12 protein-coding genes are annotated in these 15313 nt (G+C 72.5%); 5 read left to right on the forward strand and 7 right to left on the reverse strand.

Translation table 11 applies throughout. The features are described 5' to 3' along the window. Positions 1–208 precede the first annotated feature (208 nt). From ACFYWG_RS31570 to ACFYWG_RS31580, 3 genes are read right to left on the reverse strand one after another with little or no spacing between them, the layout of a single operon-like run. Entirely contained in the window at positions 209–2491 is a 2283-nt protein-coding gene (locus ACFYWG_RS31570) for an FtsX-like permease family protein (protein WP_389204350.1), read from the reverse strand. Between the two features lie 39 nt (positions 2492–2530). Next, the gene (locus tag ACFYWG_RS31575) at positions 2531–3289 is read right to left on the reverse strand and encodes an ABC transporter ATP-binding protein (protein WP_389204351.1); all 759 of its coding nucleotides are present in this window, start codon (positions 3287–3289) and stop codon (positions 2531–2533) included. Further along, positions 3286–3801, reverse strand: coding sequence for a PadR family transcriptional regulator (locus ACFYWG_RS31580; RefSeq protein WP_376331881.1), 516 nt, complete (start codon positions 3799–3801; stop codon positions 3286–3288). The genes ACFYWG_RS31575 and ACFYWG_RS31580 overlap by 4 nt, the downstream gene beginning before the upstream one ends. A gap of 121 nt (positions 3802–3922) precedes the next feature. Between ACFYWG_RS31580 and ACFYWG_RS31585 the strand changes: the two genes are divergently transcribed. From ACFYWG_RS31585 to ACFYWG_RS31605, 5 genes are all read left to right on the forward strand, one after another. Then, positions 3923–5194, forward strand: a complete 1272-nt coding sequence (locus ACFYWG_RS31585) for an ABC transporter substrate-binding protein (protein ID WP_389204352.1) — start codon at positions 3923–3925, stop codon at positions 5192–5194. 165 nt (positions 5195–5359) lie between these two features. Continuing rightward, positions 5360–7015, forward strand: coding sequence for a glycoside hydrolase family 13 protein (locus tag ACFYWG_RS31590; RefSeq protein WP_389204353.1), 1656 nt, complete (start codon positions 5360–5362; stop codon positions 7013–7015). A 126-nt stretch (positions 7016–7141) separates the two neighbouring features. After that, positions 7142–8464, forward strand: a complete 1323-nt coding sequence (locus ACFYWG_RS31595) for an ABC transporter substrate-binding protein (protein ID WP_376331876.1) — start codon at positions 7142–7144, stop codon at positions 8462–8464. A 6-nt stretch (positions 8465–8470) separates the two neighbouring features. Beyond that, complete coding sequence (locus tag ACFYWG_RS31600) at positions 8471–9832, forward strand: ABC transporter permease subunit (RefSeq protein WP_389204354.1); 1362 nt, start codon at positions 8471–8473, stop codon at positions 9830–9832. Then, positions 9829–10668, forward strand: coding sequence for a carbohydrate ABC transporter permease (locus ACFYWG_RS31605; protein WP_376331872.1), 840 nt, complete (start codon positions 9829–9831; stop codon positions 10666–10668). The genes ACFYWG_RS31600 and ACFYWG_RS31605 overlap by 4 nt, the downstream gene beginning before the upstream one ends. Before the next feature lie 65 nt (positions 10669–10733). Here the strand turns inward: ACFYWG_RS31605 and pgl are convergent, their stop codons facing one another. The 4 genes from pgl to tal are packed head-to-tail and all read right to left on the reverse strand — an operon-like array spanning position 10734 to position 15289. Further along, entirely contained in the window at positions 10734–11513 is a 780-nt protein-coding gene (pgl, locus tag ACFYWG_RS31610) for a 6-phosphogluconolactonase (protein WP_376326068.1), read from the reverse strand. Then, complete coding sequence (gene opcA / locus ACFYWG_RS31615) at positions 11510–12646, reverse strand: glucose-6-phosphate dehydrogenase assembly protein OpcA (protein ID WP_376326066.1); 1137 nt, start codon at positions 12644–12646, stop codon at positions 11510–11512. The genes pgl and opcA overlap by 4 nt, the downstream gene beginning before the upstream one ends. Continuing rightward, a complete protein-coding gene (gene zwf, locus ACFYWG_RS31620) occupies positions 12643–14166 on the reverse strand; it encodes a glucose-6-phosphate dehydrogenase (RefSeq protein ID WP_376326065.1) in 1524 nt (507 codons plus the stop codon). The genes opcA and zwf overlap by 4 nt, the downstream gene beginning before the upstream one ends. Before the next feature lie 4 nt (positions 14167–14170). Continuing rightward, a complete protein-coding gene (gene tal, locus ACFYWG_RS31625; RefSeq protein ID WP_383505521.1) occupies positions 14171–15289 on the reverse strand; it encodes a transaldolase in 1119 nt (372 codons plus the stop codon). Positions 15290–15313: the final 24 nt, after the last annotated feature.

Genomic DNA, 15313 nt, shown 5'->3' on the forward strand with positions numbered 1-15313 from the left:
AAGGTCCTCGCCAAGCGCATCGAGCCCGCCCTGACCCAGGGCGCGGACGTCCCCGGTCTCGACCCCTCCACGGCCGCACTGGTGGCCGCCTACCGGGAGCTGCGCGACCGGCGGTGACGGGCACGGCACGTCGGCGGTGACCGTCGCCGGACGGGGGAAGCGGGCGGCAGTGCGCCGGCCGCTTCCCGCCGGACCTCGCGATGTGGCGTCAGGCCACCGCGCTGAGGGTGTCCGCGAGGCGCCGGCGGGCCGAGCGGGCGGCGGGGACGGCGGCCAGCGCGGCCGCGCAGAGCACCGCCGCCGCTCCGAGCAGCACCACCAGGAGCGCGGAGGGGCCCTGCGCGATGCCCGCGCCGATACCGCTCGACCTGCCCTGGGCGTCGATCAGCCAGTGGGCCAGGGGCAGACCCAGGGCGGTGGCGGCGAGCACGGCCGCGAGGGCGGTGAGTCCCGTGGCCGTGACGGTGATCGCCGTGATCTGGCGGGGGGACAGGCCGATGGCCTTCAGCGCCAGCAGGTCCCGTTCACCCTCGCGGACGGTGCCGCCGATCGCGGTCAGCAGCTCGATCAGCCCGATCAGGGCGAGGACGGCGATCAGCCCGGCGACCACGGCCCGCAGCGGGGAGAGGCCGTCGGCGGGGTTGGTCACGGCGTGCACGTCGAGCCGGCCGTGCCCGGCCGCGGTGAGCCGCTCGGCGACCACCGCGGGGTCGGCGCCGGGCTTCAGCCGGAGTTCGTGGAGGGTCGGGCGGAGCCCGGGGTCGTTGGCGCGGAGGGTGTCGAGGGACGTCGAGATGACCCGGCCGGCGTTCTCCGGCTCGATGCTGCGGCCCACGATGTGCAGGATCTGCGGCTGGTCCCCGACGGTCATGCGCACCCAGTCGCCGACGCGCACGTCCAGCAGGTCCAGCAGCCCCTGCCCGGCCACGGCCTCGTCGGCGCCCCGGGCCGGGCGGCCCTCGGCGAGCGTGTACGGGTAGGGCTCCTCGTGGGTGCCGAGGCCGCGCAGGGCGATGGTCGCGGTCTGGCCCGGCACCAGGGCGGCCGTCTCGACGCCCGGGTAGGCGGCGGCGACCTGCGGGTCGTCCTCCAGGAGCGCACGGACACCCGGCTCGTCCGCTCCGGCGTCGGCGCGGACGCTCAGCGTGGTGGGCAGACCGACCTGCTCGGGCCGGCTGTGGAAGCGGTCGAGGGTGGTCCAGGCGCTCACCGCCACCACGATCAGCAGCAGCGGCAGCGTCAGGCGGGCGACCGTGGCCAGTGAGCGGGGGCGCCGGGTGAAGGCCTTGTGCCAGCCCAGCACCAGCGCGGGCGGCATCCGCACACCGAGCGCCCGGCGGGCCACGCCGGACAGCCGCCCGCCCGCGGTCGCGGCGGGCCGGGGCACCGGCACCGGCGGCACCCGCCCGGCCCGCCAGGCGGCGAGAGAGGTGGTCGCGCCGATGAACAGCACCGCCCCCGCCGGGACCACGAGCAGCGCCGCGGTGTGGCCGGGCAGTCCCTGCCACACTCCGACCGCGTCGCCGAGCCGCCCCGGGATCCGGCTGCCCAGGGCCTCGGCCAGGGCGGCGGCGGACACCGCGCCGAGCAGGGCGTAGGCGAGGTGCTGCAACAGGAAGACACGGACCACCTGGCCCGGCGTGAAGCCGATCGCCTTCAGCACCGACAGGTCCCGCAGATGGCCCCGGATGCGGGTGCCGATCGCGCCGTGCACCGCGAAGCCGGCGGCGACCAGCGCGCCCAGGCCGAACAGCCCGAGCACCTGTCCGAGGAGCCGGTTGTCCCCCTGGGCCTCGGCGCGGGCCTGCTGCCAGGTGGAGACCTCGCCGATCGCGCCGGCGCCCAGTACGGTCACGGCCCGCTGCACGAGGTAGGACGTGTCGCCCGGGTCGGTCAGCCGCAGCCCGATGACCTGGCCCCTGGGGTCGGGCACGGCCGACGGCAGGGCCCACACCAGACCCGGCTGCTCACCGGGCCGGTAGCGGGGCTCGGCACTGTCGGCGAGGCCCACGACGGTCAGCTCCCGGGCGGTGCCGGGCACGTCCAGGGTGTCGCCGGGCTGGACCAGCAGCGCGCGGGCGAGGCGGCTCTCCAGGACCACGCCGTCGGGCGCCGCGGGGTCCAGCCAGTGCCCGGAGACGAGCGGCGGGCGGCCGACGGACGGGCGCTGCGCGGTGGCGCGCAGTTCGACCGAGGCCCGGCTGCCGCGGGCGGAGACGGTGGTGGCCGCGGTGGGATACGGCCCGGCCACCTCGTCGACACCGTCCAGCGCGGCCAGCCGGCCCGCGTCGGCGGAGGAGTCGGTGTGCAGCCACACGTGCGCGCCCTGCGACTGCGTGAAGACGCGCTGCCAGGGGTTGGTCGCGTACCCGAACAGGGCCGTGGCCAGCAGCAGGGAGGCGACGATGCCCGCGGTGGCGAGGACGAGGAAGAGCGCCTCGCCGCGGTGCGTGCGCAGATCGGACTGGGCCCAGCGCAGGGTGGCTCGCATACGGGTCAGCCCTTCCGGGGGTCGTCGTACACGCGCATGTCAGTCCCGCAGCTCCAGCACGCCGGACGTCCCGGCGCGGCGCGGCGCAGCGGTGCCGCCGTCGAGCTCGGCGTCGTCGGCGATCCGGCCGTCGAAGAAGCTGATCACCCGGTCCGCCGCGCTGGCCAGCCGGGCGTCGTGCGTGACCAGCAGGATCGTCTGGCCGCGCTGGTGGAAGCGGGACAGCAGCCGCATCACCTCGCGGGTGCCCTTGCTGTCCAGACTGCCCGCGGGCTCGTCGGCCAGCAGCAGCGGCGGGTGGTTGACCAGCGCACGGGCCAGGGCCACGCGCTGCTGCTCACCGCCGGACAGCTCGCCCGGCATGCTGCGCTCCTTGCCGGTCAGGCCCAGCTCGGCCAGCAGCGCCTGCCGCTCGGCGCGCGCCTGCTTCGCGGAGGTCCCGGCGAGCAGGGCGGGCAGCTCCACGTTGTCGGCGACCGACAGGTTGGAGACCAGGTTGAAGAACTGGAAGACGATCCCGATGCGCTTGCGGCGCTCCACGGCCCAGCGGGCCTCGCCGTAGGTGTCGGTGCACTCGCCGTCGAGCCAGATGCGGCCCGCGTCGGGCCGCTGGAGCCCGCCGAGCAGGTGCAGCAGCGTCGACTTGCCGGCGCCGGAGGGGCCGGTGATCGCGACGAACTCGCCGCGCCGCACGCACAGGTCGACCCCGCGCACCGCGCGGGCGGGCGCGCCCTCGCCGTGGTGCGTCTTCACCAGGCCCTCGGCGCGCAGCACAGGAGCGGGACGGTCGTCGCTCACTCCAGCTCCTCCAGCTCTTCCTGGCACCGCTCCAGCCAGTCGAGGTCGGCCTGCAGGTGCAGCATCGCGCCCTCGATGAGCAGGTGGGCGATGCGGTTGTCGCGGTCTTCGGCGGCGGCCAGCCTGGACAGCTGCCGCATGGTGTTCAGGTACTGGCGCCGCTGCTGGTTGATCAGGGCCACCTGGTCGGCGAGTCCGGTCTGCGGAGCGAGCGCCAGCTTCATGAAGAACTCGTCCCGCACCCGCGGCTCGTCCTCGGGCTCCTCGAACCAGGCGCGCAGCGCCTCCCGCCCGGCTTCGGTGAGGTGGTAGACCTTCTTGTTGGGCCGGCTGGACTGTGCCACGTCCTCGCCCTCGATCAGTCCCGACTTCTCGAGGCGGCCGAGGGTCACATAGACCTGGCCGACGTTCGGCTGAGGGTACGCGGAGCCCAGCAGTTGCTCAAGGTCCTGCTTGAGCTCGTATCCGTGGGCGGGTCCGCGGGCGAGGAGAGCCAGGAGGGGCAGGCGCACGCGTGCAGTCCTCCTGTCCGGTCCAATGTGCTCCAGGCCCTAGTATCGCCCATACCTAACAGGTATACATGGCCTCTGATCCGGGCAAGGGTGCCCGTCGCCGGGGTACAGGGAGGAACCTATGCGGTGGATCCACGCCGCCGGTAGGGGCCTTCTCGTTCTCGTCGTGGTCCTGACCGGTCACGTCGCCGCCGGAGCACAGGCGGGTGAGCCCTCCGGGGGCGGCCGCGGTCCGCTCACCCTGGCCACCGCCGGGGACCTCACCGGCTACCTCGGCCCCCTGCTGGAGGGCTGGAACCGCACCCATCCCGGCGAGAAGGTGACCCTCGTCGAACTGCCCGACTCGGCCGACGAGACCCAGGCGCAGATGATCACCGATCTGCGCGACGGCGACCGCAGCCGCTTCGACGTGCTCAACATCGACGTCAACTGGACCTCGGACTTCGCCGCCGCGGGCTGGATCAGGCCGCTTCCCCGCGACCGGTTCCCGCTGAAGACGTTCCTCCCGCCGGTCGTGGACACCGCCACCTACGACGACCGGCTCTACGCCGTCCCCTACGTGACCAACGCGGGCCTGCTGCTGTACCGCAAGGACGTCCTCGCCGAGGAGGGCGTCGATCCGCCGCGCACCTGGGCGGAGCTGGAGCGCTACGCGAAGACCATCGCCCCGGAGCACGGGCTCGACGGGTACGCCGGGCAGTTCCTGCCGTACGAGGGCCTCACCGTCAACGCGGCGGAGGCGGTGTACTCGGCGGGCGGCTCGATCCTCGGCGACGAGGGCGAGCGCGTCACCGTCGACTCGGCCGCGGCCCGCGAGGGCATCGGATTCCTGGCACGCGGCGTGCGCGAGGGCTGGATCCCGCAGAAGGCCCTGGCGTACAAGGAGGAGGAGTCCAAGCAGGCCTTCCAGGACGGCCGGCTGCTCTTCCTGCGCAACTGGCCCTACGCCTACGTCGGCGCCTCCGCCCCGGGCTCCAGGGTGGCCGGGAAGATCGGCGCCGTCCCGCTGCCCGGCCGCGACGGGCCCGGGACGAGCGTCCTGGGCGGCTCCAACCTGGCCGTCAGCGCCCATGCCCGGCACCCCGACTCGGCGGCCCGGCTGATCGCCTACCTCACCAGCGAACCCGTGCAGCGCCAGGTCCTCACGCGCGGGGCGCTGCCGCCCGTCCGGGCCGACCTCTACCGGGACCCCGGCCTGATCCGCCGGTTCCCGTACCTGCCGACCCTGCGCGAGAGCGTGATCGCGGCCGAGCCGCGCCCCAAGAGCCCGCGCTACGACCAGGTCAGCCTGGTCGTCCAGGCGGTCGTGCACGACGCGATGGCCGGGCACCAGACGCCCGAGGCGGCGGTGCGCCGGCTGGCGCGCGAACTCGCCCTCATCTCCCGCCGCTAGCCGGACCCGGGCAGCCGACCCCCGGCTCTTCTACTTACTTGTTAGGTAACGCGGACGTCTCAACTGGCCGCGATGTGCCCCATTCCTTCCGGTTTGCCCCATGTCAACTGCCCGGTAGCTTCTGCCTTTTCATTGACACCCTCTCGACACGCCTACTTAACATGCATGCATAACCGCTGCCCCTCTCAGAGACAGGTCGATGGGTTGAACAGGCACCACTGGTGGCGTGACGCAGTGATCTACCAGGTCTACGTCCGCAGCTTCCTGGACAGCACCGGCGACGGCGTCGGCGATCTCGCCGGCGTCCGCGCGGGACTGCCCTACCTGAAGAAGCTCGGCGTCGACGGGATCTGGCTGAGCCCCTTCTATCCCTCGCCGCAGCACGACCACGGCTACGACGTGGCCGACTACTGCGACGTCGACCCGGTCTTCGGGGACCTCGGCGAGTTCGACCTGCTGGTCGGCTCCGCGCACCGGCTCGGCGTCAAGGTGCTCCTCGACATCGTCCCGAACCACTGCTCCAGCGAGCACCCCTGGTTCCGCGAGGCGCTCGCCGCCCCGCCCGGCAGCCCGGCCCGGGCCCGCTTCCACTTCGCCGACGGCCGCGGCCCCGACGGGTGCGAGCCGCCCAACAACTGGCACTCCATGTTCGGCGGCCCCGCCTGGACCCGGATCACCGAGCCCGACGGCCGGCCCGGCCAGTGGTACCTGCACATGTTCGCGCCCGAGCAGCCGGACTGGAACTGGCGCAACCCGGAGATCCCCGCCGAGTTCGAGCGGATCCTGCGCTTCTGGCTCGACCGGGGCATCGACGGCTTCCGCATCGACGTCGCCGCCGGCCTCTTCAAGCACCCGGAGCTGCCCGACTCCGACGACCCGGAGGCCGACGCCCGCACCCGCGACTCGGTCAACCCCCTCGCCTGGAACCAGCCCGAGGTGCACGAGGTGTGGCGCCGCTGGCGCTCCCTGTGCGAGGAGTACACCGGGCGCGACGGCTCCGAGCGCCTCCTCGTCGGCGAGGTCTCCGTCCCGACCGCACGCGAGCACGCCCGGTACGTACGCCCCGACGAACTCCACCAGGCCTTCTTCTTCGACCTGCTCAGCGCGCCCTGGGACCCGGACGCCTTCCGCAAGGTCATCTCCGAGGCCATGCAGGACATCGCCGGCACCGGCTCGACGGTCACCTGGGTCCTCAACAACCACGACCAGGTCCGCACCGTCACCCGCTACGGCGAACCCGCCACCGAGGGCAGCGGCCTCGGCGCCGCCCGCGCCCGCGCCGCAGCGCTGCTCATGCTGGCCCTGCCCGGCGCCGCCTACATCTACCAGGGCGAGGAGCTCGGCCTGCCGGAGGTCGTGGACCTGCCGGACGACGTGCTCACCGACCCGATCTTCCGCCGCACCGGCAGCAGGGCCCGCATCCGCGACGGCTGCCGCGTGCCGCTGCCCTGGTCGGGGCAGGCCTCGCCGTTCGGCTTCACCCCCGGCGCCGAGAGCGCCAAGCCGTGGCTGCCGCAGCCGGAGTACTTCGCCGAGTACGCCACCGACCGGGCCCTCGCCGACACCCGCTCCTTCTGGCACCTGTACCGCGACGGACTGCAACTGCGCGCCGCCCTGCCGCAGTTGGGCGAGGGCACGCTGCGCTGGCTGGACGCGCCGCCCGGCGTCCTGGCCTTCGAGCGCGGCGACCTGGTCTGCGCCGTCAACTTCGGCACCGCGCCGACCCCCGCGCCGGTCCCCGGCGCCCCCCTGCTCGCCAGCGGCTCCTGCCCGCCCGGAGTCCTCTCCGGCTCGACGGCCGCCTGGTGGATCCGTACCTGACCACTCCGCAAGCGACACCACACGCGTGACACCCGCGCAAGCCGCACCCGCGCGGCCGACACCCGCGTAAGCAACATCCGCGCGAGCGAACTCCCCGCAAGCGAACCCTCCGAAGGGACATCGACGATGATGCGACGTACCACCCTGCTCACCGGCTGCACCGCCCTCGTGCTGGCGCTCGGCGCGACCGCCTGCGGCGGCGGCCCCGTCTCCGCCGGCGGCGGCGACAAGGCCCTCGGCGGCCAGACCGTCACGGTGGCCGGCGTCTGGTCCGGCACCGAGCAGAAGAACTTCCAGAAGGTCCTGGACGCCTTCACCGAGAAGACCGGCGCCAAGACGCAGTTCACGTCCACCGGTGACAACGTCTCCACCGTCGTCGGCAGCAAGATCGAGGGCGGCAACGCCCCCGACGTCGTGATGGTCCCGCAGGTCGGCGTGCTCAAGCAGTTCGCGCAGAAGGGCTGGCTCAAGCCGCTGTCGAAGAAGACCGAGCAGGCCGTCGACGCGGGCTACGCGCCGGTGTGGAAGGACTACGGCAGCGTCGACGGCACGCTGTACGGCCTGTACTTCAAGGCCGCCCACAAGTCGACCGTCTGGTACAGCCCCGACGCCCTCGCCCAGGCCGGCGTGAAGCCCCCGAAGACCTACGAGGACATGCTCAAGGCCGGCCGGACCGTCTCCGACTCCGGCCTCGCCGCCTTCTCCGTCGCCGGACAGGACGGCTGGACCCTCACCGACTGGTTCGAGAACATCTACCTCTCCCAGGCCGGACCGGAGAAGTACGACGCCCTCGCCGCGCACGAGCTGAAGTGGACCGACTCCTCCGTCGTCGAGGCCCTCACCACCCTCGGCAAGCTGTTCAAGGACAAGCAGCTCATCGCCGGCGGCCAGAAGGGCGCGCTGAACACGGACTTCCCCGGCTCGGTGGAGAAGGTGTTCGGGCCCAAGCCCGAGGCCGGCATGGTCTACGAGGGCGACTTCGTCGCCGGTGTCGCCAAGGACCAGTTCGGCAGGAAGGTCGGCGAGGACGCGAACTTCTTCCCCTTCCCGGCCGTCGGCGCGGGCGAGGCCCCGGTCGTCAGCGGCGGTGACGCCGCCGTCGTCCTGAAGGACGGCAAGAACCAGAAGGCCGCCCAGGCCCTGCTGGAGTACCTGGCCACCCCCGAGGCGTCCGCGGTGTGGGCCGAGGCAGGCGGCTTCCTGTCCCCGAACAAGAAGCTCGACCTCGCCGCCTACGGCGACGACGTCACCCGCGCCACCGCCGAGTCCCTCGTCGAGGCCGGCGACTCGGTCCGCTTCGACATGTCCGACCAGGCCCCCGCGGCCTTCGGCGGCACGAAGGGCACCGGCGAGTGGAAGCTGCTCCAGGACTTCCTGCGCGACCCCTCCGACCCGAAGGGCACCGCGGCGAAGCTGGAGGCCGCGGCGGCCAAGGCGTACCAGGGCTGATACGCGATGACCGCGACCCTCGTGAAAGAGACGAGCTCCCCGCCGCCGACCCCGGTCGCCGACCGCACCCGGCGCCTGCGGCGGCGCGGGAAGGTCGTCGCCACGCTGTTCGTGCTGCCCGCACTGCTGCTGCTCGGGGCGCTGGTCGTCTACCCCGTGCTGTTCAGCGTCGGCCGCAGCCTCTTCGACGCCTCCGGGACGACCTTCGTCGGCGGCGACAACTACACCGAGATGTTCCGCGACCCGGCGACCCTCAAGGCCGTGCGCAACACGGCGATCTGGGTCGTCGTGGCCCCCGCCCTGCTCACCGGACTCGGCCTGATCCTGGCCGTCCTGGTCGAGAAGGTCCGCTGGGCCACCGCCTTCAAACTGCTCCTGTTCATGCCGATGGCGGTCTCCTTCCTCGCCGCCGGCATCATCTTCCGCCTCGCCTACGACGAGGACCCCGACAAGGGCGTGCTGAACGCGGCGGTCGTCTCCGTCCACGACGCCTTCGAGGGCCGCTCCTCCTACCCGACGGCCCGGGCGCGTGACGGGCAGGGCCTGACGAAGGAGAAGGACGGCTCCTACCGCACGAGCGCCTCCGTCTCGCCCGGGGACGCGGTGACGCTCGGCCTGGTCGGCGTCCAGCCCGGGGACCTGCCCGGCGACGCGCGGCCCGCGTCCGGGGCGGTGGGGCGGAAGGCCGCCACGGACGAACTGCGCGGTGTCGTCTACCTGGACTTCACCCCCGGCGGGGGAGGGAAGCAGGGCGAGGTCGACCCGCGGGAGAGCGGACTGCCGCAGATGGAGGTCGAGGCGGTCCGGGGCGGCGAGGCGGTCGCCACGGCCACCACCACCTCCGACGGCTCCTTCCGCTTCGAGGGCCTCGAACCGGGCTCGTACACGGTGAGGCTGCCGTCGTCGAACTTCGCCCCGCCCTACGAGGGCGTCTCCTGGCTGGGCCCGGCGCTGGTCACCCCGGCGATCATCGGGGCCTACCTGTGGATCTGGACCGGCTTCGCGATGGTCCTCATCGGCGCGGGCCTGTCCACCCTGCCCCGGGACGCCCTGGAGGCGGCGCGGATGGACGGCGCCAACGAGTGGCAGATCTTCCGCCGCATCACGGTCCCGCTGCTCGCCCCGGTCCTCACCGTCGTCTTCGTCACGCTCGTGATCAACGTGATGAAGGTCTTCGACCTCGTCTACATCATCGCGCCCGGGCCCGTGCAGGAGGACGCGACCGTGCTCGCGACGCAGATGTGGCTGGTGTCGTTCGGCGGCGGCAACAACCAGGGCCTCGGCAGCGCGCTCGGCGTCCTGCTCCTGCTGCTGGTCGTCCCCGCCATGGTCTTCAACGTCCGCCGCTTCCGAAGGAGTCAGCGATGAACGCGGTACGGCGCTCCCTGGGCAACGGCGTCGTCCAGGCCTTCCTCGTCCTGGTCGGCCTGGTGTGGATGACACCGCTGGCCGGACTGTTCCTCTCCTCGCTGCGGTCCGCCGAGGACACGGCCGAGGGCGGCTGGTGGACGGTGTTCTCCACCCCCGGGCAGCTGTCCTTCGACAACTACTCCTCGCTGCTGCAGAACGCCGGCATCACCCAGGCGTTCTGGAACACGGTGCTGATCTCGGTGCCGACGACGGTGCTGGTCGTGGTCGTCGCGGCCCTCGCCGGATACGCCTTCGCCTGGCTGGACTTCCCCGGGCGGGAGCCGGTCTTCCTGGTGGTGGTGGCGCTGCTGGTGGTGCCCGTCCAGATCGGCCTGCTGCCGGTCGCCAAACTCTTCGGCCAGCTGGGCCTGTTCGGCACGATCCCGGGAGTCGTCCTCTTCCACGTGGCCTACGGACTGCCGTTCGCCGTGTTCCTCCTGCGCAACTACTTCGCCGAGATGCCGAAGGAGATGCTGGAGGCCGCGCGGATGGACGGCGGCAGCGAGTGGCGCATCTTCACGCGCCTGGTCCTGCCCGTCGGCCGCCCGGCGATCGCCTCGCTCGCCATCTTCCAGTTCCTGTGGGTGTGGAACGACATGCTGGTGGCCCTGCTCTTCGCGGACAGCGCCTCCCAGCCGCTGACCGTGGAACTGCAGTCCCAGATACGCCAGTTCGGCAGCAACATCGACGTCCTGGCCCCCGGCGCGTTCCTGTCCCTGATCGTCCCGGTCGTCGTCTTCTTCGCCTTCCAGAAGCACTTCGTCCAGGGCGTGATGGCGGGGTCGGTCAAGTAGCCCCGGCGCCCCGCGGGTTCGCCCGCCCGCCACCGTCCTGACACCGGTGGCGGGCGGGCGGCGACCTAGGCCGGCGGGTACAGCGACCGCGGGAGCTGCGAGGCCGCCGCGGTGTCCAGGAGCCACAGGGTGCGGCCGCGGCCGTGGGCGCCCGCCGCCGGGGCCTGGATCTCGCCCGCGCCGGACAGCGCGATCGCCGCCGCCGGCGCCTTGTCCTCGCCGGCCGCCAGGAGCCAGACCTCGCGGGCCGCGCGGATCGCCGGGAGCGTCAGCGTCACCCGGGTCGGCGGCGGCTTGGGCGCGCCGTGGACGCCGACGACCGTGCGCTCCGTCTCACGCACCGCCGGCAGCTCCGGGAAGAGCGACGCCACGTGCGTGTCCGGGCCGACGCCCAGCATCAGCACGTCGAACGCGGGCACCGGGCCGTGGTCCTCGGGCCCGGCCGCCGCCGCCAGCTCCTCCGCGTACGCGGCGGCCGCCGCGTCCACGTCGTCGCCGTACGGCCCGTCCGAGGCGGGCATCGCGTGCACCCGCTTCGGGTCGAGCGGGACCGCGTCGAGCAGCGCCTCACGGGCCTGGGTGACGTTGCGCTCCGGGTCGCCCTCGGGCAGGAAGCGCTCGTCGCCCCACCACAGGTCCAGCCGCGACCAGTCGACCGCGTCCCGGGCGGGCGCCGCCGCCAGCGCGGCCAGCAGGCCGTTGCCGTTGCGGCCGCCCGTGAGGACCACCGACGCGGAGCCCCGGGAGGCCTGCGCGTCCACGATCCGGGTGATCAGCCGCGCCGCCGCGGCCTGCGCCATCAGCTCCTTGTCGCGGTGGACGACCAGCTGGGGTGCCGTGCTCATGCCGGGTCCCCCTTCCGCACCGGTTCCGGTGTGGGCGGGCCCTGCTTCACCGGTGCCTGCGCCGTCGCCTGCGCAGCGGGAGCTTTCGCAGCCTCCTCGACGGGGAGGGGGACGCCGAGCCGGCCCTGTCCGGGCTGTCCGCCGGAACCCCGGTCTCCTTTGGCCACCGCCCGCTCCCGCGAGCCCCGCGAGGCCGACGCCGTCCCCGGGTCCTTCAGCCGGTCCACCCCGTAGCGCAGCGCCGAGGCGTACGTGTCGTCCGGATCGAGCCGCCGCAGCTCCTCCGCGATCAGCTCGGCCGTCTCCCGGCGCTTGAGCGCCACCGCCCGGGCCGGCTGGCCCTCGATGGTGAGCGTCGCCAGGGAGCCGTCGGCCCGGTCCAGCCGGATCGGGCCGCAGTCGGTGTCCATGCGGACCGCCGTCAGGCCGGGCCCGCCGGACAGAGAGCGCTTGACCGGCACGTCCAGCCGGTCCGCGAGCCACATCGCCAGCAGCTCGCAGCTCGGGTTGAACTCCTCGCCCTCCACCTCGACGGCCTGCACCTCGCAGGTGACCTGGTCGAGCGCCGCCGCCAGCATCGAGCGCCAGGGCGTGATGCGGGTCCAGGACAGGTCCGTGTCACCGGGGGTGTAGGTGCCCGCCCGGGTGGCGAGGTCCCGTACCGGCTGCTCGGAGGCGTAGGTGTCGGTGACACGGCGCTGCCCGAGGGCCCCCAGGGGGTCCTTCGCCGGGTCGAGCGGCGCGTTCACCGGCCACCAGACCACCACCGGGGCGTCCGGCAGCAGCAGCGGCAGCACCACCGACTGGGCGTGGTCCACGACCTCGCCGTACAGCCGGAGCACCACGGTCTCGCCGGTGCCGGCCTCCGCGCCGACCCGGACCTCCGCGTCGAGGCGGGACTGCGTGCGGTCTCGGGGGGAGCGGGAGACGCGCCGGATGACCACGAGCGTGCGCGAGGGGTGCTCGCGCGAGGCGTCGCTCGCGGCCTTCAGCGCGTCGTAGGCGTTCTCCTCGTCCGTCACGATGACCAGCGTGAGCACCATGCCGACCGCCGGGGTGCCGATCGCCCGGCGGCCCTGCACCAGCGCCTTGTTGATCTTGCTGGCCGTGGTGTCGGTCAGGTCTATCTTCATGGCCGGCGCCAGCTCCGTCCGTGTCGCTCGAGCATTTCGTCCGCCTCGACAGGCCCCCAGGTACCGGCCGGGTACCGGGCGGGCCTGCCGTTGGTGTCCCAGTACTCCTCGATCGGGTCGAGGATCTTCCAGGACAGCTCGACCTCCTCGGTGCGCGGGAAGAGGTTCGAGTCCCCGAGCAGGACGTCCAGGATGAGCCGCTCGTACGCCTCCGGGCTGGACTCCGTGAAGGACTCGCCGTAGGCGAAGTCCATCGACACGTCCCGGATCTCCATGGAGGTCCCGGGCACCTTCGAGCCGAAGCGGACCGTGACGCCCTCGTCCGGCTGGACGCGGATGACGATGGCGTTGGAGCCGAGCTCCTCGGTGGCCGTCGAGTCGAAGGGGGAGTGCGGGGCCCGCTGGAAGACGACCGCGATCTCCGTGACCCGGCGGCCGAGCCGCTTGCCGGTGCGCAGGTAGAAGGGGACGCCCGCCCAGCGGCGGTTGTCGATCTCCAGCTTCACGGCGGCGTAGGTGTCGGTCTTGGAGGAGGCGTCGATGCCGTCCTCCTCCAGGTAGCCGCGCACCTTGGTGCCGCCCTGCCAGCCGGCCGCGTACTGGGCGCGCACGGTGTCGCGGCCCAGGTCCTGCGGCAGCCGCACGGCCCCGAGCACCTTGGTCTTCTCTGCGGCCAGCGCGTCCGCGTCGAAGGAGGCGGGCTCCTCCATCGCGGTGAGCGCCATCAGCTGGAGCAGGTGGTTCTGGATGACGTCGCGGGCGGCGCCGATGCCGTCGTAGTAGCCGGCCCGGCCGCCGATGCCGATGTCCTCGGCCATGGTGATCTGCACGTGGTCCACGAAGGACCGGTTCCAGATCGGCTCGAACATCGTGTTGGCGAAGCGCAGCGCCAGGATGTTCTGGACGGTCTCCTTGCCCAGGTAGTGGTCGATGCGGAAGACCTGGTCCGGGGCGAAGACCTCGTGGACGACCTTGTTGAGCTCCTCGGCCGACTCCAGGTTGTGGCCGAACGGCTTCTCGATGACCGCGCGCCGCCAGGAGCCGCCGGTCTGGTCGGCCAGCTGGTGCTTCTTCAGCTGCTGGATGACCACGGGGAAGGACTTCGGCGGCACCGAGAGGTAGAACGCGAAGTTCCCGCCCGTGCCCTGGGCCTTGTCCAGCTCCTCGATCGTCGACCGCAGCCGCTCGAAGGCGTCGTCGTCGTCGAACGTGCCCTGCACGAACCGCATGCCCTGGATGAGCTGCTGCCAGACCTCCTCGCGGAAGGGCGTGCGCGCGTGCTCCTTGACCGCGTCGTGCACCTCCTGCGCGAAGTCCTCGTGCGCCCACTCGCGGCGGGCGAAGCCGACCAGCGAGAAGCCCGGCGGCAGCAGGCCGCGGTTGGCCAGGTCGTACACGGCGGGCATCAGCTTCTTGCGGGAGAGGTCGCCCGTGACGCCGAAGATGACCAGGCCCGACGGCCCCGCGATGCGCGGGAGCCGTCGGTCCGCGGGGTCACGCAGCGGATTGCTGCTCGACACCTGTTCAGCCCTCCGAGGGGGCGAGGCGCTTCAGCTCGGCCTCGGTCGACTTCAGCAGGTCGTTCCAGGAGTCCTCGAACTTCTCGACGCCCTCCTTCTCCAGGAGCTGGACGACCTCGTCGTACTTGATCCCGAGCCGCTCGACCGCGTCGAGGTCGGCGCGGGCCTGCTCGTAGGTGCCCGTCACGGTGTCGCCGGTGATCTCGCCGTGGTCCTCGGTGGCGAACAGGGTCGCCTCGGGCATGGTGTTCACCGTGTTCGGCGCGACCAGCTCGGTGACGTACATGGTGTCGCTGTACGCCTTGTCCTTCACGCCGGTCGACGCCCACAGCGGACGCTGCTTGTTGGCGCCGGCCTTCTCCAGGGCGTTCCAGCGGTCCGAGGAGAAGACCTCCTCGTACGCCTGGTAGGCGAGACGGGCGTTGGCGACGGCGGCCTTGCCGCGCAGCGCCTTGGCCTCGTCGGTGCCCAGCGCGTCGATCCGCTTGTCGATCTCCGTGTCCACGCGGGAGACGAAGAAGGACGCCACGGAGTGGATCTGCGACAGGTCCAGGCCGCGCTCCTTGGCCTTCTCCAGACCGGTCAGGAACGCGTCCATCACCTTGCGGTAGCGCTCCAGGGAGAAGATCAGCGTGACGTTGACGCTGATGCCCAGGCCGATGGTCTCGGCGATCGCGGGGATCCCGGCCTCGGTCGCCGGGATCTTGATGAGGGTGTTGGGCCGGTCCACCAGCCACGCGAGCTGCTTGGCCTCGGCGACCGTGGCCCGGGTGTTGTGCGCCAGGCGCGGGTCGACCTCGATCGAGACGCGGCCGTCCTTGCCGCCGGTGGCGTCGAAGACCGGGCGCAGCACGTCGGCGGCGTCGCGGACGTCCGCCGTGGTGATCATGCGGATGGCCTCTTCGACGGTGACCTCACGGGCGGCCAGGTCGGTCAGCTGCGTGTCGTAGCCGTCCCCCTGCGAGATCGCCTTCTGGAAGATCGACGGGTTGGTGGTGACGCCCACGACGTGCTGCTGGTCGATCAGCTCGGCGAGGTTGCCGGACGTGATCCGCTTGCGCGACAGGTCGTCCAGCCAGATCGCGACGCCTTCCTCGGAGAGGCGCTTGAGTGCGTCTGTCATGGAAATTCCATCTCCTACGTGTCG

The sequence above is a fragment of the Streptomyces sp. NPDC003456 genome (assembly GCF_042878735.1).
Lineage (GTDB): Bacteria > Actinomycetota > Actinomycetes > Streptomycetales > Streptomycetaceae > Streptomyces.

Coding starts and splice junctions, on each gene's coding strand:
- ACFYWG_RS31600 (WP_389204354.1), top strand. CDS start 8,471: ATGACCGCGACCCTCGTGAAAGAGACGAGCTCCCCGCCGCCGACCCCG.
- opcA (WP_376326066.1), bottom strand. CDS start 12,646: ATGAAGATAGACCTGACCGACACCACGGCCAGCAAGATCAACAAGGCG.
- tal (WP_383505521.1), bottom strand. CDS start 15,289: ATGACAGACGCACTCAAGCGCCTCTCCGAGGAAGGCGTCGCGATCTGG.
- ACFYWG_RS31590 (WP_389204353.1), top strand. CDS start 5,360: ATGCATAACCGCTGCCCCTCTCAGAGACAGGTCGATGGGTTGAACAGG.
- ACFYWG_RS31605 (WP_376331872.1), top strand. CDS start 9,829: ATGAACGCGGTACGGCGCTCCCTGGGCAACGGCGTCGTCCAGGCCTTC.
- ACFYWG_RS31585 (WP_389204352.1), top strand. CDS start 3,923: ATGCGGTGGATCCACGCCGCCGGTAGGGGCCTTCTCGTTCTCGTCGTG.
- ACFYWG_RS31570 (WP_389204350.1), bottom strand. CDS start 2,491: ATGCGAGCCACCCTGCGCTGGGCCCAGTCCGATCTGCGCACGCACCGC.
- ACFYWG_RS31595 (WP_376331876.1), top strand. CDS start 7,142: ATGATGCGACGTACCACCCTGCTCACCGGCTGCACCGCCCTCGTGCTG.
- pgl (WP_376326068.1), bottom strand. CDS start 11,513: ATGAGCACGGCACCCCAGCTGGTCGTCCACCGCGACAAGGAGCTGATG.